The sequence below is a fragment of the Planotetraspora thailandica genome (assembly GCF_016863335.1).
In the GTDB taxonomy this organism is placed as follows: Bacteria; Actinomycetota; Actinomycetes; order Streptosporangiales; family Streptosporangiaceae; genus Planotetraspora; species Planotetraspora thailandica.
In genome coordinates this window covers 1-19,247 of record NZ_BOOR01000042.1, presented here as the reverse complement: position 1 = coordinate 19,247, position 19,247 = coordinate 1, and the positions used below count along the sequence as shown (strand labels likewise).

16 protein-coding genes are annotated in these 19,247 nt (G+C 70.2%); 6 read left to right on the top strand and 10 right to left on the bottom strand.

The window, feature by feature from the left end; translation table 11 throughout:
* Positions 1-117: 117 nt before the first annotated feature.
* Positions 118-822, top strand: coding sequence for a DUF2306 domain-containing protein (locus Pth03_RS25880; protein WP_203946990.1), 705 nt, complete (start codon positions 118-120; stop codon positions 820-822).
* Here Pth03_RS25880 and Pth03_RS25875 read toward each other — a convergent pair.
* The 6 genes from Pth03_RS25875 to Pth03_RS25850 form a co-directional block, all read right to left on the bottom strand.
* Complete coding sequence (locus tag Pth03_RS25875) at positions 819-1,469, bottom strand: response regulator (RefSeq protein WP_203946989.1); 651 nt, start codon at positions 1,467-1,469, stop codon at positions 819-821. The genes Pth03_RS25880 and Pth03_RS25875 overlap by 4 nt on opposite strands.
* Positions 1,466-2,596 carry a sensor histidine kinase gene (locus Pth03_RS25870; protein WP_239119366.1) on the bottom strand — a complete coding sequence of 377 codons (1,131 nt, stop codon included), beginning with the start codon at positions 2,594-2,596 and terminating at the stop codon, positions 1,466-1,468. Before Pth03_RS25870 ends, Pth03_RS25875 begins: the two co-directional genes overlap by 4 nt.
* A 230-nt stretch (positions 2,597-2,826) precedes the next feature.
* Positions 2,827-4,272 (bottom strand): NAD-dependent succinate-semialdehyde dehydrogenase, encoded by a 1,446-nt coding sequence (locus Pth03_RS25865; protein WP_203946987.1) that lies wholly within the window; start codon positions 4,270-4,272, stop codon positions 2,827-2,829.
* 27 nt (positions 4,273-4,299) lie between these two features.
* The gene (locus Pth03_RS25860; RefSeq protein WP_203946986.1) at positions 4,300-5,544 is read right to left on the bottom strand and encodes a M24 family metallopeptidase; all 1,245 of its coding nucleotides are present in this window, start codon (positions 5,542-5,544) and stop codon (positions 4,300-4,302) included.
* Entirely contained in the window at positions 5,541-6,524 is a 984-nt protein-coding gene (locus Pth03_RS25855; protein ID WP_203946985.1) for an NAD(P)-dependent oxidoreductase, read from the bottom strand. The genes Pth03_RS25860 and Pth03_RS25855 overlap by 4 nt, the downstream gene beginning before the upstream one ends.
* Before the next feature lie 88 nt (positions 6,525-6,612).
* Entirely contained in the window at positions 6,613-7,671 is a 1,059-nt protein-coding gene (locus Pth03_RS25850; RefSeq protein ID WP_203946984.1) for an alpha/beta hydrolase family protein, read from the bottom strand.
* A 98-nt stretch (positions 7,672-7,769) separates the two neighbouring features.
* Here Pth03_RS25850 and Pth03_RS25845 point away from each other — a divergent pair, with 98 nt between their 5' ends.
* Positions 7,770-9,335, top strand: coding sequence for a phytoene desaturase family protein (locus tag Pth03_RS25845; protein WP_203946983.1), 1,566 nt, complete (start codon positions 7,770-7,772; stop codon positions 9,333-9,335).
* 17 nt (positions 9,336-9,352) lie between these two features.
* Here Pth03_RS25845 and Pth03_RS25840 read toward each other — a convergent pair whose 3' ends face one another.
* The 4 genes from Pth03_RS25840 to Pth03_RS25825 are packed head-to-tail and all read right to left on the bottom strand — an operon-like array spanning position 9,353 to position 14,366.
* The gene (locus tag Pth03_RS25840; RefSeq protein WP_203946982.1) at positions 9,353-10,138 is read right to left on the bottom strand and encodes an ABC transporter ATP-binding protein; all 786 of its coding nucleotides are present in this window, start codon (positions 10,136-10,138) and stop codon (positions 9,353-9,355) included.
* A gap of 1 nt (position 10,139) precedes the next feature.
* Positions 10,140-12,002, bottom strand: coding sequence for a branched-chain amino acid ABC transporter ATP-binding protein/permease (locus Pth03_RS25835; RefSeq protein ID WP_203946981.1), 1,863 nt, complete (start codon positions 12,000-12,002; stop codon positions 10,140-10,142).
* On the bottom strand, positions 11,999-12,877 hold the full coding sequence (locus tag Pth03_RS25830; protein WP_203946980.1) for a branched-chain amino acid ABC transporter permease: 879 nt from the start codon (positions 12,875-12,877) through the stop codon (positions 11,999-12,001). Before Pth03_RS25830 ends, Pth03_RS25835 begins: the two co-directional genes overlap by 4 nt.
* Before the next feature lie 19 nt (positions 12,878-12,896).
* The gene (locus Pth03_RS25825) at positions 12,897-14,366 is read right to left on the bottom strand and encodes an ABC transporter substrate-binding protein (RefSeq protein WP_203946979.1); all 1,470 of its coding nucleotides are present in this window, start codon (positions 14,364-14,366) and stop codon (positions 12,897-12,899) included.
* Between the two features lie 189 nt (positions 14,367-14,555).
* On the opposite strand from Pth03_RS25825, the gene Pth03_RS25820 reads away from it, so the two are divergent.
* From Pth03_RS25820 to Pth03_RS25805, 4 genes are all read left to right on the top strand, one after another.
* A complete protein-coding gene (locus Pth03_RS25820; RefSeq protein ID WP_203946978.1) occupies positions 14,556-15,551 on the top strand; it encodes an ABC transporter substrate-binding protein in 996 nt (331 codons plus the stop codon).
* Complete coding sequence (locus Pth03_RS25815; RefSeq protein ID WP_203946977.1) at positions 15,548-16,738, top strand: MFS transporter; 1,191 nt, start codon at positions 15,548-15,550, stop codon at positions 16,736-16,738. The genes Pth03_RS25820 and Pth03_RS25815 overlap by 4 nt, the downstream gene beginning before the upstream one ends.
* Positions 16,735-17,796, top strand: coding sequence for a LacI family DNA-binding transcriptional regulator (locus tag Pth03_RS25810; RefSeq protein ID WP_203946976.1), 1,062 nt, complete (start codon positions 16,735-16,737; stop codon positions 17,794-17,796). Before Pth03_RS25815 ends, Pth03_RS25810 begins: the two co-directional genes overlap by 4 nt.
* A gap of 383 nt (positions 17,797-18,179) precedes the next feature.
* Positions 18,180-18,950 carry a GNAT family N-acetyltransferase gene (locus tag Pth03_RS25805; protein WP_203946975.1) on the top strand — a complete coding sequence of 257 codons (771 nt, stop codon included), beginning with the start codon at positions 18,180-18,182 and terminating at the stop codon, positions 18,948-18,950.
* The last annotated feature ends 297 nt before the right edge of the window (positions 18,951-19,247 follow it).

Genomic DNA, 19,247 nt, shown 5'->3' with positions numbered 1-19,247 from the left:
AAGTCCAGGAGAAAGGGTTCATCGGCCGAAAGTACGCCCGTTTGGCGGACGATCGGCCGACCCGGATCAGGCCCATCGCCCGATGAGCCGCCGCCGCCCGCCGATCACGATCGGGGCATGACCGACGAGAACACGGTGGAACGCCCGACATCGCCGCGAGCCGGCACTCCGGCGGATGCCTCCGACAAGGCGGGGACGTCCGCCACGGCCTCCTGGCTCGCCCCCGCGGCGCTGATCATGCTCAGCGCCGTTCCCGTGATCGCCGGAGCGGCCCGCCTGACTCAGCTGGGCGGGGGCGCGGCGATCACGCCGGAGAACGCGCGCTTCTTCGCCACACCCCTTCCCGTGGTGCTGCACATAATCGGCGCCAGTCTCTACAGCGTCCTCGGCGCCTTCCAGTTCGCCCGAGGTCTCCGCCGCCGACGGCCACGATGGCATCGAGTCGCCGGACGGCTGCTCGTCCCCTGTGGAATCGCCGCGGGGCTCACGGGCCTGTGGATGACCCTGTTCTATCCGCGCCCCGAAGGCGACGGCGATCTCCTCGCGGGCTTCCGGCTCGTGTTCGGCACCGCGATGGTCGTGTCCATCGCTCTGGGGCTGGCCGCCATCCGGCGGAGGGACGTCGCCCGGCACCGCGCCTGGATGACCCGGGGTTATGCGGTCGGGGTCGCCGCGGGGACGCAGGCGCTGATCCACCTGCCCTGGGTTCCGGTCTTCGGCATGCCCAGCGGGACGTCCAGAGCGCTGCTAGTGGGCGCCGGATGGCTGATCAATCTCGCCGTGGCCGAATGGATCATCCGCAGGCGGCCCGCGTCCTTCTAGACGCGGTTGGTCTCGTAGGCCCACATGGCGATCTCGACGCGGTTACGGGCGCCGAGCTTGGCCATCAGGCTGGCGATGTGGGACTTGACGGTGCTGAGGGAGATGTGGAGCTCCTCGGAGATCTCACTGTTGGTCCGCCCGCGCGCCACGGTGGCGAGGATCTGCTCCTCCCGCTCCGTGAGCGCCTCGACGGGCCGCACCGGGGCTGCGCCGGTCACGGGCCGGGCGAAGGTCCTGAGCAGCCGCGCGGTGACGCTCGGGGCGATGAGCGCCTCGCCGTCGGCGGCCGCGTGGACGGCCTGCGAGAGGAGTTCCGTGCCCGCGTCCTTGAGCAGGAAGCCCCGGGCGCCGGCTCTCAGCGCGGCGTAGACGTACTCGTCGAGGTCGAACGTGGTGATGACGACGACGGCGAGAGGGTCGGCGACGCCGGGCCCGGCGAGGGAGCGGGTGGCCTGGATGCCGTCGACGCCCGGCATGCGGATGTCGAACAGGCACACGTCGGGGCGCAGGCGCCGCGCCAGCTCGACGGCCCGCCGTCCGTCGGCGGCCTCGCCGACGACGTCGATGTCCGGTTGCGCGTTGAGGATCATGGTGAGCCCCGTGCGCACGATCTCCTGGTCGTCGGCGACGAGCACCCGGATGCTCATGTCGCCGGCCCCGTCCGGGGCAGCACGGCGGTCACGGTCCAGCCTCCGCCGGGGTCCGGGCCGGCCACGCAGGTGCCGCCGAGCAGGTCGGCGCGCTCGATCATGCCGAGGATGCCGTATCCCGCCGACGCGGCCGGGCGGATGTGGCCGCTGTCGCCGTCGTCGCTCACGCGCAGGTGCACCGACGTCTCGTCGGCGGCGACGCGTATCTCGACGCGAGTGGCGTGCCGCGCGTGCCGAAGGGCGTTGGTGACGGACTCCTGGGCGAGCCGGTAGACCGCGGAGCCCACCGCCGGGGAGAGATCGCCGACGTCGCCCGAGACCTCCACGTCGACGGACGGGCCGGAGCCGCCCTGCCGCGTGAGCTCCTCGAGGTCGCCGATTCCCCGGCCGGGCGTCAGGTCCGCGGGCTGTCCGCGACGCAGGACGCGGACCATGGCGCGCATCTCGGCGAGCGCGCGTGACGCCTCGGCCTCGATCACGCGGAGCGCGTCGGTGGCGGCCTCCGGTCCCGACGCCGACGTGGCGAGGCCCGCCTGAGCCCGGATCGCCATGGCCGACACGTGATGCGCGACGGTGTCGTGCAGGTCGCGGGCCAGCTGTTCGCGTTCGAGCAGCTTCACCTGGTCCAGCTCGCGCATCCTCGCCCTGGCCCGGTACCGGAACGCGCCGCCCAGGGCGATGGTCGCGAACATGACGGCCAGCGCGCCGACCAGGTCGCCGGGCTCGGAGATCGTCGAGACGCCGACCGAGACGAGCATGACGGCGAACCCGATCACGACGTCGCGGCCGGATCCCCATCGGAACAACGCGTACGGAAGGATCAGCAGATACGCCGCCGTGTACGGGTCGGAGGACGGTCCGCCCAGCAACGCGGGGATCAGACTCGTGGCGACGAAGCAGATCGTGAGCATCGACAGGGGCCTGGTCCTGCGCCACAACAAGGTGGGCACCAGCCCGATGGTGACGGCCACCGAATAGGCCCGCCACGGAAGATCCGGCCGCAGCACCCCTTCGAGCGCCACCGCCGGCATGAGCAGCGCCACGAGCACCCAGTCCCGCCAGACGCGGGCCGGCACCGGAGCGGGGCGTGGCTCGTCCCACACCGAGCGAAGAAGGGCGAGCACGTCAACATCGTAGGAAAGCCTCGCCCGTCCGAACAGATGCAGCTCCAGCCGGAAACTAGACCGCCAGGAGCCTCGCCGCGGAAGATGGGGATTCCACGAGGCCAGCGCTTCGCATGCGCCGAACATGTCTTCGGGAAAATCGAATCGTCAGCCGTTAGTTTTCGTCTGACCCCATCAGCCGGACGGCCCGGCCCGGGAGCTACCCGGGCCGGGCCGTCACATGCGCCGGTTCACCACTGGACGGCGATGTACTTGGCCTCCACGTAGTCGAGCATGCCCTCGTGGCCGCCCTCCCTGCCGATGCCACTCTGCTTGACCCCGCCGAACGGCGCGGCCGGGTCGCTCACCAGACCCCGGTTGAGCCCGACCATGCCCGACTCGAGCCGCTCGGTCACCCGCAGGCCCCGGGCGAGGTCGCCGGTGTAGACGTAGGCGACGAGCCCGAACTCGGTGTCGTTGGCCAGGCGGATCGCCTCGTCCTCGTCATTGAAGGTGACGATGGGCGCGACCGGGCCGAAGATCTCCTCCCGCAGGATCGGCGAGCCGGGGTGCACGTTCACCAGCACGGTGGGGTCGTAGTAGAAGCCGGGCCGGTCGGGGCGGGATCCGCCGACGACGGCCTGCGCGCCCTCGCCGATCGCGCCGCGCACGAGCCCGTTGACCTTGTCCACCGCGTCCTGGTTGACCAGGGGGCCGACCTGCACACCCTCTTCGGTGCCGGGGCCGACGGTCAGGGCGGACATGCGCTCGGCCAGGCGCCGGGCGAACTCGCCGGCGATCGGCGACTCGACGTAGAACCGGTTCGCGGCGGTGCACGCCTCGCCCGCGTTGCGCATCTTGGCGACCATCGCGCCCTCGATCGCCGCGTCGAGGTCGGCGTCGGCGAAGACGACGAACGGCGCGTTGCCGCCGAGCTCCATCGACGTGTTGATCACCTGGTCTGCGGCCTCCTTGAGCAGCACGCGCCCCACCTCGGTCGAGCCGGTGAACGACAGCTTGCGGACCCGGGGGTCGTGCAGCATCGCCGACACCACAGGCCCCGACCTGCGGGCGGGAAGCACGTTGACGACACCGGCGGGCACGCCCGCCTCCTCCAGGATCTCGGCCATCGCCAGAGCGGTGAGAGGAGTGTCGCTGGCGGGCTTGAGTATGACCGTGCATCCGGCGGCCAGGGCCGGGCCGATCTTCCTGGTCGCCATCGCCGCGGGAAAGTTCCACGGCGTGACGAGCACGCACACGCCCACCGGCTGGTGCAGCACAAGGATGCGGTTGGCCCCCGAGGGGGCCGTGGTGACCGCGCCGATGTCCCGCACGGCCTCCTCGGCGTACCACCGGAAGAACTCCGCGGCGTAGGCGACCTCTCCCCGGGCGTCGGGGAGCGCCTTGCCGTTCTCCAGCGAGATGAGCCGGGCGAGGTCCTCGCTTCGCGCGGTCATCACCTCGAACGCCTTGCGCAGGATCTCGGCCCGCTGCCGCGGCGGCGTGGCCGCCCACGACGCGGCGGCCTGGTCGGCCGCGTCGACCGCGGCGATCGCGTCGTCGACCGTGCCGTCCGCGACCGACGCGACGACGTCGCCCGTCGCGGGATCGAGCACGTCGAAACGGCCGCCGTCGGAGGCGGGCACGGCCTTGCCTCCGATGTAGAGCTCGGTGAGCAACCGGCTGTCAGCTCTCATGGGAAACGCCTTTCGATCAGGAGAAGCTCAATACGCGTTGGCGACGATCAGGTCCTGCGCCGGGAACAGGGTGAGCACGCGCCCGCCCTCGGGCGTGACGACGACCTCCTCCTCGATCCTGGCGGCGGAGAAGCCGTCGCTGGCCGGGCAGTACGTCTCCAGGGCGAAGACCATCCCGACCTGCAGTTCGATCGGCTCACGCATGCTGTTGAGCCGCGAGATGATCGGCCGCTCGTGCAGGCCGAGGCCCAGGCCGTGCCCGAACTGGAGGCCGAAGGCCGCCATCTCGTTCTCGAATCCGAACTCGGTGGCCGCCGGCCAGACGGCGGCCACCTGGTCGGTGCCCACACCCGGCTTGATCATGCGGATCGACGCGTCCATCCATTCGCGCGCCTTGATGTACGCGTCGCGCTGGCTCGGGGTCGCGCTGCCCACGCTGAAGGTGCGGTAGTAGCACGTCCGGTAGCCGTTGAAGGAATGGATGATGTCGAAGAACGCCTGGTCGCCGGGTCGGATCAGCCGGTCGGAGAAGTTGTGCGGGTGCGGGTTGCACCGTTCGCCGCTCACCGCGTTGATCGCCTCGACCTGGTCGGAGCCCATCTCGTAGAGCCGCTTGTTGGCCAGGGCGACGATCTCGTTCTCCCGGATCCCGGGCTTGAGCACCTCCACGATGTCCTGGTAGACGCCGTCGACCATGGCGGCCGCCTGGGTGAGGAGCATGATCTCGTCGGGGGACTTGATCTGGCGGGCGTCCAGCATGAGCTGCTGGCAGTCGACGACGGTCAGCCCCTGCCGCTGCATCTCGAACAGGAACGCCGGCTCGACGATGTCGACCCCGACCGGCGCGCCGGCGACGCCCGCATCCTCCAGGAGGCCCTTGATCTGCCGTACGGCGTCCTCCATCAGCCCGGCGGTGGGCGCGATGGCGCCGCGCAGGCCCAGCATGCCGGCGTGGCAGTTGGCCGGGTCGAGCCAGGGGCTGTAGAGCCGGTGGTGCCGCGCGGCGGATCCGAAGTCCCACAACATCGGCTCGCCGCCCCGCGTGAGCAGGGCGTACCGCGTCATCTTGTCGCCCAGAGCCCCTCCGATCCAGGTCTGGGTGACGTAGCGGATGTTGTAGAAGTCGAACAGGAGGAAGGCGCCGCATTCGCTCGCGTCCAGCGAGGCGCGGGCGCGGGCCAGCCGGTAGTCGCGGAGCCGGCCGAAGTCGACCCGCTGCTCGTAGTCGACTCCCATGTGCCCCGGAGCGGGCATCGGCATCGCGGTGGTCATGAGCGGCCGCCCTCCTGCTCCTCGTTGTCCTTGCGCGGGGTGCCGAGACCATCGTCGACGTGCACGTTCTCCGGCTTGAGCTGGATGCCGGAGGCGGCGGCCTGCAGGTCGAGCAGGATCGAGAAGTCCTCGTCCACCCGCCCGCTGCCGACGCTCGCCTGCACCGCCTGGGCGGTGGCGGCGGTCACCGGCATCGGCACGTCGAGCGCGCGGGCGGCCGCGAGGCCGAGGTCGAAGTCCTTGCGCAGCAGGATCGGGGTGAACGTCGGCGTGTAGTCGAGGTTCACGAACGCGGGCGACTTGTAGCGGGTGAACGCCGAACCCATGACGCTGTTGTTGAGGAACTCCAGGAAGGCGTGCCGGGAGACGCCGCCCTTCTCGACCAGCACGGTGATCTCGGCCATCGTCTGGGTGACCACGCCGAGCATCAGGTTGTGCGCGATCTTCACGAGGCGGGCGACGTCACCCTCGCCCACGTACGTCACCGCCCTGCCGATGTGCCTCAGCAGGGGCGCCACCTCGTCGTAGGTGCTCTCCGGGCCTGAGACCACCAGGCTGAGGGCGCCCGCCTTGACGACCTTGCCGTTTCCGCTGACCGGCGCGGCGAGGAAGCCGACGCCGCGCTCCGCGCACGCCTCCCGCATCGCGGCCGACGCCTCGGCCGACACGGTGGAGCAGTCGACCACCACGCGGGGAACCCGCTCGCCGGTGAGCAGCCCGTCCGCACCGGCGAGCACCTCCTCGAGATCGGCCGAGGTGGAGACCATCGTGAAGACGACGTCCCTGTCCCTGAGCTCGGCGATCGTCGCGCACACCGCGGCGCCGTGCTCCTTGAGGGGCTCCGCCTTGGCGAGCGTCCGGTTCCAGGCGGTGAGGTCAACGCCGGCCTTGGCCAGCCGCTCCGCCATCGCGACGCCCATGCGGCCGGTCCCGATCCAGCCGACCCGAAGGCCGGATGCGTCCGTAGTCGAATCAGTCATCTGGTCCGCCTCTGCAATCGTTTGCTATCCACGCTAAGAGGTGATCATTTCCCTGTCAACATGACGTCTCTCACGACGACAGGGCAGGTCAGCGGAGTCGTTCCGCGACCCAGTCGGCCGTGTAGGGGCGGTGCCACGGGGCGAGGTCGGCGCAGCCGTGGTTGCCCTCCTCGAGCATCAGCAGCTCGGTGTCGCCGCCCGCGGTCGCCGCGAGCCGTTCGGCGTGCTGCCACGGGATCAGGCGGTCCCTGCGCCCGAAGACGATCAGGAGCGGCGACGTGATCGCCTCGGCGGAGCCGTCGAGGTCGAGTGTGGAGGCGATGCGCCGCGCCTCCTCCTCCGATCCCGCGCCCGACCTGGTCTGGAACGTCTCCCGGGTGAGGAGCGGCAGCCCGTCCCAGCAGTCCCCGAAGTTGTACGGCCCGGCCAGCGCGACGCACGCCTTGACCCGGTCTCCGGCCGCCGCCGCGACCCTGGGGGCGTAGTAGCCGCCGAGGCTGACACCCCAGACCGCGATGCGGGAGGCGTCGATCTCCGGCTCGGCCGACAGGGCGTCGAGCATCGCCTTGCCCGGCAGCGACCAGTCGCCGCGGATGGGCAGGTCGTATTCGGCCTCGCCCTGGCCGGGGCCGTCCACGCTGAACGTCGCGAGCCCGCGCTGCAGGAAGGTCTCCTCGGTGGAGCGCAACTCTTCCTTGGTCGAGTCGAGTCCCGACAACATCAGCACCGCGGGATGCGGCCCCGGGCCCGCGGGCAGCCGCAGCACCCCGGCCAGCGTGGCGCCCTCGAAGGGGATCTCGATCCGCCGGCCCTCCGGCGACAGGTACGGCAGGGCGTCGGTGAGGCAGGCCACGGCGTGACGGTGCGCCTCCCGCATCTGGTCGAGATCCTCGACGAAGACGAACTTCGCGAAGTGGTAGTAGACGGCCGCGCGAGACAGGTGCTGGCCTGCGGAGAGGAACCGTTCCCGGGCGAGGGCGTCGCGGCCCAGCGCCTCATGTTCGGCGGCCACCGCCGACCAGGCGCCGCACCAGTCGGCCCAGTGCTCGAGGTCTCTGGTCACGCGCTGGAAATCGGAGACGGTGACGCCGTTCGTGGTGAAGCGGGGCGCCCAGTTGGCGATGGCCGAGGCGACTCGATCGTCCATGTGAACTACCTGCTTTCTGCTTGCAAACGACTGCAAGCTCGCTCATTGTGAGTGCACTGTCAAGAGATCGACCAGTCGATACCCGGAGGCCGAGGGACGTGACGGAAGAGACCAGGGCCGGGGACCTGCCCGAATCAGTGGACGCGATCGTCGTCGGAGCGGGCCACAACGGTCTGGTGTGCGCCGGATATCTCGCCGCAGCCGGTCTGGAGGTGCTCGTCCTGGAGGCCAGGGACGTCCCGGGCGGCGACACCGTCACCGAGGAGCTGACGCTGCCGGGGTTCGCCCACGACTCGTGCTCGAGCGCACACGTGCTGATCCAGTCGAACCCGCTGATCAGGGATGACGAGCTCGGCCTGATCGGGGTGCACGGGCTCGAATACGCGATGACCGACCCCGCGGTCGTGCTTCCCCAGCCGGGCGGCGAAACCCTGGTCATGCATCGCGACCTCGGGCGTACCGCCGACGAGATCGCCCGCTGGTCCCGCACCGACGCGGAGGCATTCAGGCGCCTGATGGGGGAGTGGTCGGACGGCCTGGCGGCGGAGCACGCCAGGTGGAGCTCCCATATGGCTCCCGGTGACGCGGGCGGGCGATACCAGGCGCTCCGCCGCAGGAGCGCGTGGGACGTCGTCCACGAACGCTTCGAGCACCCGGTCATCCGCTCGTTCCTGCTGTGGCTGTCGTTGGCGACCATCCAGGACCCCCGCAGGCCGGGCACCGGGGTCTTACCCCCCTCGATCACGGCAGGGCGAGTCGCCTTCGGCTGGACCACCCCCGTCGGCGGGTCGAGCGCGCTGCCCGCCGCGTTGATCCGGCAGATCCAGGCCCACGGCGGCCGGGTCGCCTGCTCGGCGCCGGTCTCCTCCGTCGACGTCGAGGGCGGCAGGGCCGTCGCGGTGCGCACAAGTGACGGCCGCAGGGTGAGGGCCCGCGAGGCGGTGGTGTCGAGTGCCCACCTGGCGCGTCTCGCCGACATGATCAGCGGAGCCGACGCGCCCGCCGACCTCGCCGAAGCCCGGCGCACCTGGCGGCCGGGGCTCAGCGTCTTCGCCGTCCACGCAGCGCTGCGGCGCGACATCGCCTTTCCGGGCAGCGGCGGGCCGATCGCGAGTGCGGCGGCGGGGTTCGGAACCGCCGACGGCATCGCCCGCCAGATGGAGGCGTTCCACCGGGGGGAGCCCGACGCCGCCGATCCCTGGCTGCTCGTGGTCGACCAGACCGTGGTCGATCCCGGACGGGCGCCCGGCGGGGGTGCGACATTCAAGATCCTCACGGTCGCGCCGTACGAGCGCGCGGACGGCCGCTCATGGGAGGAGACGAAGGACGAGCATGCCGAGGCGCTCATCGGCCTGGTCCGCTCGCGCGCCGTCGGGCTGGCACCCGACGACATCCTCGCGCTGCGCGCGGAGTCTCCCGTGGACGTCGCCGCCCACAACATGCACAACCTCGGCGGCTCCTGCCACGGTGGTGAGTTCCTCCTGCCGTCCGGCGAGGTGATCCCCGGCTGGCTGTCGTATCGATCGTCCATTCCCGGCCTTTTCCTCACGGGCGCCACGACCCATCCCGGGGGGTCGGTTTCCGGCAGGCCCGGACGCAATGCCGCCCGCACCGTGCTGACCGACCTCGGGATCGATCCCGCGAAGGTGATGGGCCCGCTCTAGCGGGCCCCTCGCCCCCGTCAGACTCCTGTCGTCTCCGTCTTCGGCCCCTCCGCCTTCGACCTCGCCGTCGGCCGAGGCGCCGTCGGCGACCCGCTCGTGCCGCCGAGATACAGCGACGCGATCTCCGGGTCGTCCTTGATCGCGGCAGCCGTACCGGTGAGCCGGACCTTGCCGCCCTCCATCACGACGCCGTGGGTGGCCAGGCCCAGGCCGAGCCGTACGTTCTGCTCGACCAGCAGCACCGTCGTGCCTGCCGCGTTGAGCTCGTGGATGAGCCCGGCGACGCCGGACAGGCTGCGCGGGTCGAGCCCCAGCGACGGCTCGTCGAGCAGGATCAGCTTGGGGTCGAGCATCAGGCAGCGCGCGATCTCCACCATCCGGCGCTGGCCGCCGCTCAGGTTGCCGGCGTTGTCGTGGGCGCGGGCGGCCACGACGGGCACCCGCTCCATCACCATGTCGAGCCGCTCCCGCAGGAGTGCCCGGTTCCTGCGGATGAGGTAGCCGCCCATCAAAACGTTCTCCCTGACCGACATGGCGGGGAACAACGCGTGCGACTGGGGCACCTGGGTGATGCCCCTGCGGAGGATCTCGTCGGGGGATCGGTCGGCGATCGCCTCCCCGTCCATGGAGATCTGGCCCTCGCTGGGCCGCAGCAGCCCGCTGATCACCCTGAGCACGGTCGACTTCCCCGCGCCGTTGGGCCCGACGATGCAGGTGATCGTCTGCTTGGCGCATTCCAGGTCGACGCCCTGGAGCACGCTGCCGCCGCCGTATCCCGCGACGATTCCCTTCAGGGACAGCACGTCACTGCACCGCCTCTCGCGCCGCCGCCGTCGTGCCGTGGCCGTTGTCGCCCGGGCCGTCCTCGCCGTGGTCGGCCCAGTCGTCGCCGAGGTAGGCGTCGAGGACGACCGGGTCGGTCCTGATCCGGCTCGGCGGACCCTCGGCGATCGGCGCGCCGTGGGAGAACACCACGACCGGGTCGCACAGGTCGAGTACCAGCGGGATGTTGTGCTCCACCACGAGGAAGGTCACGCCGCTCCTGTTCAGCTCGCGGATGACCTCGGTCAACCGGCCGAGCAGGCTGGGGTTGACCCCGCCGGCGGGCTCGTCGAGCAGGATCAGCTTGGGTTCGAGCATCAGCACCTGGGCAAGCTCGACCAGTTTCTGCTGGCCGTACGACAGGGCCCCGGCGGGCTGGTCGGCGAAGCGCCCGAGCCCGACGGTGTCGAGCAGTTCACGCGCGCGGGCCGCCTCGTGGCCGTGCACCGCGTCGGAGAGCATGGTCCGCCACCGCGAGTCGGGCAGGGGCGCCACCACGTTCTCCTGCACGGTCATCTCCTTGAACAGCCGGGTGACCTGGAAGGTCCGGCCGAGACCGAGGTGGCCCCGCGTCCACGGCCGCAGGCCGTCGATGCGCCTCCCGTCGAACCAGATCTCGCCGGAGTCGGCCTGCATCCCACCGCTGATCAGGTTGAACAGGGTCGTCTTGCCCGAGCCGTTCGGCCCGATGAGCGCCGTGATCGTGCCCTGCCGTACGGTCAGGTCGGCGTTGTCGACGGCGGTGAGGCCGCCGAACCTCTTTGACACGCCGCGCACGTCGAGCAGCACCTCGCCCTGCGCGGGCGCCGGTGACGGCTCAGTGCGCTCGCGTACGGCGACCCGCGTGCGGCTGAGGGCGCCGGCCTGGTCGGTGTACTCGACCTTCTCCGGATGCCTCGCCCGCCACCACGCCTGGACGGTCGGCAGGATGCCCTTGGGCAGGAACAGCACCACGACCATGAGGGCCAGGCCGAACACCAGCACGCGGGCGTTGCCGCCCCCGCCGTAGACGGTGGCCGCCTCGCTGACGACCTGCACGATGAAGGCGCCGATGACCGGGCCGTACAAGGTGCCCCGGCCGCCGACCAGCGCGGCCAGCACGATGGTCACGCTGCCGAGGATCGCGAACGAGCCGACCGGGTTGATGAAGGTGAGGTAGTAGGCGTAGACGCCGCCCGCGACGCCGATGAAGAACGAGCTCGCGGCATAGCCCACGATCTTGAAGCGGGTGGTGTCGACGCCGATCGAGGCGGCCTTGCCCTCGTCCTCGCGGATCGCCACGAGCCCGGTGCCGAGCTTGGTGCGCCGGATCCATGCGCTGAACAGGACCGTCAGCACCATCAAGATCAAAAAGGCGTAGTAGAAGGGGATGTTCTGGAAGTCGCGGTCCCAGAACGGCAGGTCGAGGGTGATCCCGTCCGATCCCTTGGTGAAGCTCTTGAAGTTGACCGCGAGGATCTGCGCGGCCAGCAACATCGCGATCGTGATGATCACGAACGCGTGGCCGCGGGTGCGCAGCACGACCGAGCCGATCAGGACCGCGACGACGACCGCGGTCACCCCGCCGAGCGGCGCGATCCACAGCGGGTTGACGCCCCACCGTGCGGCGACGATGCCGACCGTGTAGGAGCCGAGCCCGAGGAACATGCTGTGCCCGAGCGAGATGTAACCGGCGTATCCCGAGATGATGTTCCAGCTCGACGCCTGTACGGCCAGCAGGAACGCCAGCAGCATGACGGCCTGGGGATAGGGCTGCCACGGGTTGATCACCGGGTAGACGAGGAGCGCGACGAGGCACAACCCGGCGATGAGATGGGCGCGGGGGATCGCTTTCAGCCTGGTCATACGGTGTCCTCGCGTAACTTCGCGCCGAAGAGCCCCTGCGGGCGGATCAGCAGGACCACCATGATCACGATGTAGAAGACGAGGGTCGACCAGTTCAGCGACCCGTATGTCGCGGTCAGCGTCTCGGCCAGCCCGAGGATCCCGGCCCCCGCCAGGGCGCCGGGCAGGCTCCCCATGCCGCCGAGCACGACGATGCCGAGCAGCCGTGAGATCCAGTCGTAGTGGGAGGCAGGGAAAAAGGGATAAAGCACCGACAGGATCGAGCCGCCGACGCCAGTCGTGGCGCTGCCGATCGCGAACGCGAGGGCCGCGGTGCCGGCGGCGCCGACCCCGACGAGGGCCGCTCCGGACGGGTTCTGGGTGGCGGCGCGGATCGCCCGGCCCGTCCACGTGCGGGTCAGCACGTAGTAGAGCGCGGCGAGCACGACCATGGCGGCGACGAAGCCGAAGACCTGCGCCTTGGGCAGCGAGATCGCCCCCACCCGGAAGGACTCCTCGAAGTACGACGGTGTCGCCGACTTGAACTTGTTGCCCGCGGTGACGTTGAGGACGCCCTCGATCACGAGCGCGAATCCGAAGGTCAGCAGGACCGACATCGAGGGCGACGCCCCGCGGATCCGCGACAGCAGGAGGCGGTAGGCCACCCATCCGAAGCCGAACATGAGGGGCGTGGTGATCACCGAGGCGAGGATCGGGTCGATCCCGGTCACCCGCCACAACCACCACGTGATCATGGCCACGAGGATCAGGAAGGCGCCCTGCGCGACGTTGATGATCCGCATGACCCCGAAGATCAGGGTGAGGCCGGAGGCCATCAGCGCGTAGACGCCGCCGATCAGCAGGCCGAGCACGATCGCCTGGACGAGTTGTGTCATAGGGGGAGCTCCTCGGCCGTCACTTCCAGGCGGGCTTGGGGTTGACGACGGTCTTCGACGTCGCGACGTCGGCGGGGGCGACCACCTCGACCTTGCCCGACTGCCACTGGGCCAGCAGGAACTGCCCCTTCGGCTCGCCGGTCGCCTCCCACGACAGGGGGCCGAGGATCGTCTGCACCTCGTTGGCGTGCAGCCAGTCCCTGATCTTGTCCTGGTTGATCGCGCCCACCTTCTCGGTGGCGGTCTGCAGCACCTGTGCGGCGGCGAAGGCGTCGGCTGCGTCCTCAGCGGGGTCGGCGTTGTAGGCCTTCTTGTACGCGGAGACGAAATCGCTGTTGAGCGGGGTCGTCGCCTTCTCGTTCCAGCTGACCGTGTAGAAGACGCCTTCGGTGTTGGGCAGGCCGACGGCGTCGCTGTACTGCCCGGCGTTGCTGGGAGCGGAGGTCTGGAAGAGGATCTTCGGGGAGTAGTTGAGCTGCTTGAGGCCGCGGACCAGGCCGACGCCGTCTTCGAAGACTGCGCCCTGGGCGATGAGATCGGGCTTCTCGCTGGCCATCGTGCTGGCGATGGTCTGGAAGTTGGTCGTGTCGGCGGGGTAGAGCTGGCTGTAGACCGTCTTCACGCCGAGGGCCTCGAGCTGCTTCTGCATCGAGTCGATCACCGGCTGGGCGAACGGGTCGTCCTGGCTCGGGTAGGCCGCCGTCTTCGGGCGCTCGGACTCCGGCAGCGTCTTGACCCAGTTCACGAACACGTCGGCCTGGTGGGGCGCCGTCGCCGGCTGGGCGAAGAAGAGGTACTTGAAGTTGCGTGTGAACATATTGGGCGCGCCGCCGGCGGGCTCGACGAAGACCATGCCGTTCTTCTCGGCAACGGCCGAGGCGGGATAGTTGAGCAGGGAGGAGAACGTGCCGAGCAGCAGGTCCACCTTGTCCTGGGTGATCAGCTTGGTGTAGTCGGCGACCACGGTGTCCTGGTTGCTCGCGTCGTCGGCGATCTTGAGCTCGACCTTCCTGCCCAGGATGCCGCCCTTGGCGTTGACCATGTCGCGCCAGACCTCGTAGCCGCGCTTGGCCTCGCTGCCCGGCTGGGCGAAGTCGCCGGTCAGGGGAAGGGAGATGCCGACGACGATCGGTTTGTCGGTCTTGGCCGCCGCGACCTCCGACGGCCGCGTGCCGCAGGCCGCCAAGGTCAGGGCGCCCGCGACGCCGAGCGCCACCGCCGACATCGCCGCACGCATGCCATGTGTACGCCGGGGGCCGGCTTCGCGGTGACGGCGGGGCCCGCCGTCTCGGTCGCGGGTCGCGCTGGGCCGGGCGCCGGTTTCGCGGTCGCTGGTCGCGCTGAGCCGGGGGCCGGTTTCGCGGTCGCCGGTCACGCTGGGCCGGGCGCCGGTTTCGCGGTCGTGCCCGGGACGGCTGTCTGGACCGCGTCGGCGCGAAACCGGGAGGTCTCCGGGGATCTCCGGGTCGCTGGGGGGTGAAGCGGTCATGAGCCCTCCTCTGTGAGCCATTTGCCGCATAGATTTAACGCAAACGATTGCGCTGGCCAGCAGCATGCGGTTTGATCCTGGCAGTGTCAAGAGGTGCACGGGGGTTCACAAGAGCCCCTGCAAACGAGTGCTACTAGCATGTGAAGAGTCGGTCCAGACCGGCACGAGCTGAACGGGAGTTGCGAAATCGTGACACGGCGTCTCGTGGTCGGGGCCTTCAGCCCCTCCGTCCTGCTGCGCGTCGGCAGGCGGGCCGGACTGCTCGGTGACCTTGACGTGACGGAGAAGCCGGTGCCCTCCTCGCCCGGCCAGTTCCGCGCCCTGCTCGACGGCGAGCTCGACGCGGCGCTCACCAGCCCGGACAACGTGATCGCCTACCGGTTCGACCCCCGCAACCCGTTGGGCGGGACGGCCGACGTGCGCATCGTCGCGGCGATCGACCGGGGGCTCGGCCTCGGCGTCTACGCCCGTCCCACGCACGCCACCGCGGCTGTGCTGAAGGGCGCGACCATCGGCGTCGACGTGCCGGGCTCCGGCTTCGCCTTCGGCCTGTACGCCCTGCTCGAGTCCATCGGCCTCAGCCGGGACGACTACCAGGTGGTCGCCCTCGGCTCCACCCCCAAACGCCTTGACGCGCTCCTCGCGGGCGACTGCGACGCGACCATGCTCAACGCCGGCAACGAGTTGCGGGCCGAGGCCGCCGGCGCCGTACGGCTCGGCAGCCTCGCCGACGTCTGCCGGCCGTACCTCGGGACGGTCCTCAGCGTGGCGGGCGACCGCACGAGGCCGCAGGTCGAGGCGCTGGCGGCTGCCCTGCGCGAGACGGCTGCCCGCGTCCTCGCCGGAAGCCTCGACGAGCTGGTCGTCGAGGAGGCCGCGCAGGCCCTGCGGCTGCCCGAGGCGCTGGCCGCGCGGTATCTCGACCGGCTGAAGGACCCCGACGAGGGGCTCGTCGCGGACGGCGAGGTGGACCTCGCCTCGATGGAGACCGTGGTGGGGCTGCGGCGCAGATATCTGCCCGCGATCGTCGACGGAGCCGACGTGCTCGCCACCGCACTCGACCCTGCCCGCGGCCTTATCTCTCCGGCCCGTGGCTCTGCTGTTTCTGTCCGTGGTGCCGCCGGCCCTGCCCGTGGCTTCACCGACCCTGCCCGTGGCTTCACCGACCCGGCCGCGAGGCGATGACGGCGCCGGCTTCGCGGGCGCCCTCGCGGCAGGGCTCGCCGCGGCTGCTGCGGCTGGTGGCGTTCGTCAGCACGCTCGACAGGTTCCTGATGCCGCCGATGCTGATAGCGATGGCGCACGACCTCGGCGCCCCGCTGTCCGCGGTGGTCACCGCGGCGGGTGCGTACTTCCTCGCATACGGGCTGATGCAGCCGTTCTGGGGCATGGTCTCCGACCACCTCGGGCTGGTCAGGACCATGCGGATCGCGATGTCGCTGTCGGCGATCGGGTCGGCCGCGGCGGCGTTCTCAACCAGCGCGTTCGAGCTCGGCGTGGCCAGGGGATTCGCGGGCGCGTGTTTCAGCGCGGCGGTGCCGGCCAGCCTGATCTACATCGGCGACACCGTGCCCGCCGTACGCCGGCAGCGCGACGTGACCGGGCTGATGGCCGGAGTCGCGCTCGGAACGGCCGTCGCCTCCGCCGGGGGAGGCGTGCTCGTGCAGTTCACCAGCTGGCGGCTCGCCTTCGTGGTGACCGGTGCGGCGGCGCTGATCCTGGCGATCGCCCTCGGCCGGCTTCCCCGCCCGCCGCTCGTGCGCGCCGACGCCGGGATCCTCGCGCCGCTGCTGACCGTCGCCCGGTCGGGGCCGGCCAGGCTCGTGCTGGCCCTGGCGTTCGTCGAGGGCGCCGTGCTGCTCGGGTCGCTCACGCTGCTGCCCTCCGCCGTCGAGGCCGCCGGGGCGAGCCCGTTCGTCGCCGGTGCCGTCACCGCCGTGTACGGTGTTGCCGTGCTTGGGTTCGCCCCCCTGGCGGGCGCGCTTTCGCACCGCATGCACGTGTCGCGGCTCATCGCGCTCGGCGCCGCCGCAGCCACGATCGCGTGTGGACTGACCGCCGTGTCCCGGTCGCCGGGCATGGCGCTGGTGACCGCGGGTCTCCTCGGCCTCGCCTGGGCCTCGATGCACTCGTCGCTGCAGACATGGGCGACCGAGGTGCTGCCGGAGGCGCGAGCCATGGTCGTGTCGGCTTTTGCCGGGGCCCTGTTCCTCGGCAGCGCCGTCTACGCCGTGCTGGTCGGAGGTCTCGCGGAGAGCCACAGGTACGCCGAGGTCTTCGGCTGGACGGTCGCCGTCGCGGTGCCGTTCGGCCTGATCGCCACCTTGGGACGCATGCGTTGGACCCGACCCGAAGGAGAGCCCGGCCGATGAGCCCCAACCAGCCCTCACCTCCGGCGGGGGAGGTCAGGCGAGGCCAGCCGCCGACCCTCCGGGACGTCGCCGAGGCGGCCGGGGTGCACGCGGCCACCGCCTCGCGTGCCCTGAACCCGAGCACGCGCCGCCTCGTCAGCGCCGAGACGGCCAGACGGGTGATGAAGGCCGCCAAGACGCTCGGCTACCAGCCGAACCCGATCGCGCGCAGCCTCAAGACCGCCAAGTCGAGCACGATCGGCCTGGTCATCCCCGACCTGACCAACCCGCTCTTCCCGCCGATCGTGCGGGGCATCGAGAACGTCCTCGAAGCGGAGGGATACAGCGCCTGGATCGTCAACACCGACAACGACCCCGAGCGCGAACGCTCCCGGATCGACTCGTTGCGCTCCCGGCAGGTCGAGGGCCTCATCGTCGCCACCGCTCGCCTGGATCACCCCTTCCTCGAGAAGCTTCACGAGCAGGGCGTGAAGATGGTGCTGGTCAACCGGCGTACCGAGAACCTGGCGATCCCGTGCGTCACGGCCGACGACGCCACCGGCATCGCCCTGGCCGTACGGCACCTCGTGGATCTGGGCCACACGAGGATCGCGCATCTGGCGGGGCCGCACAGCACCTCGACGGGCGTCGTGCGAGCGCGGGCCTTCCGGCATGCCGTACGGGATCACGGGCTGGAGGACGACTCCCGCCTGATCGTCGAGTGCGCGCACTGGAACGAGGCGGACGGCGCCGCCGCGACCCGCGAACTGCTCGACCGGGCCACGCCGTTCACCGCCATCGTCGCGGGCAACGACCTCATCGCGCTCGGCAGCTACGACGTCTTCGCCGAGCGGGGCATCTCCTGCCCGGAGGAGATCAGCGTGGTGGGCTTCAACGACATGCCCTACCTGGACAAGCTGCGCCCGCCGCTGACGACCGTGCGGGTTCCCCACCACGACATCGGGGCCGAGGCCGCCCGGATGCTGCTCGACTGCATCGACGACCCGACCCGCCATCCCCGGTCGCTCCTCCTCCCCGTCACCATGGTCGTCCGCGCCTCCACCGCCCCCTTGAGATGACCCCCCTTTCTTGGGCGTGATCATGTTTGTGTTTGGGGCGTGATCATGTTCCCTTGTTGGAAGTGATCACGTTTCTTTGTTTGGGCGTGATCATGCAGAAGTTCGCGCAAACGCCCCCTGGCCTGCCCCAACCCTTGCCGTGATCATGCAGAAGTTCGGCGGCATGACCGCTGACCTGGTAAAACGCATTTCGTGATCATGCAATAGTTCGCCGGAAACCGCGTCTGCCTGGCCGTACATGGTGCGTGATCATGCACGGAGGCGCCGGCGCGAGTCCTGTGCGGAGAAGCCGCACGAGCGCGGACTCTCGGAGATATCCCGTTTTTCGGCTCTGCTACCTTTATCGGCCTGTTTGGCGATAATTCGTGGGGATGTGTGGCCCAATGGGTGATCTGGAACTCGAGATCTCAGTCGACGAGGTGACGAGGGCGCTCCTGCTCACCTTCGAGGAACTGGTTGCGGCGTGGCCGGAGGCCCGGGGCGTGCGTGGAAGGCACGGCACTCGCCTGATCGTCTCCGGCCTGCCGTTGCCGCACCTGAACGGCGTCTTCACCGACACCCGCGAGCCGGATGCGGACGAGGTGGCGGAATTCGCCCGCACGCTGGCGGAGAGCTCTGTTCCGTGGTGCATCCAGGTCCGAGGAGAGCCGACTCCGGAGCTTACGGAGGTGGCGGCGCATTTCGGACTGAACGGTCGCATGCAGCTTCCGCTGATGGCGACCACGGCCACTGACGTGGAGCCCGCCTCAGGGCCCTACTCGGTGCGGAGGATCGACGCGAAGGACCACGAGGCCTACGGCGTCGCTCTGGCCGCCGGATTCGAGGCGCCCATCGAGATCATGTCGCGGCTGGCCCAGCCGGAGATTCTCGACATGCCGGGCGCCGCGGGCTATCTCGTCGAGGTCGACGGAGAGCCGGTCGCCACGGGCTTCGGGCTGCGCGTCGGGGACTATCTCGGCATCTACAACATCGCGACCCCGCCGGCCCACCGGCGGCGCGGATATGGCAGGGCCGCCACTGAGGCGGTCATGCGCGACGGGTTCGCCGACGGCGTCCGAGTGGCGTTCCTGCAGGCCAGCACGGACGGCCTTCCGCTTTACGAGCTCCTCGGCTTCCGGACCGTCGAGACCTGGACCTACCTCGTGCGGGGCTGATCCGGTTCCGTGCCCGGCCGGGCCTGCGCCGTACGGTCTGACAGTGCATGATCACGTCAGCCGTACGGCCAGGTGAACGGCCCTTTCCGCGAACTTCTGCATGATCACGATGTGGGTTTGCCCAGGTGGGCGGCCATGTTCGCGAACTTCTGCATGATCACGGGAAGGGGATGGGCAGGTGAGCGGGCGTGTCGTCGAACTTCTGCATGATCACGGCCAAGGGGTGTGTGATCACGGCCAAGGGGTGCATGATCACGGCCAAGGGGTGTGTGATCACGGCCAAGGGGTGCATGATCA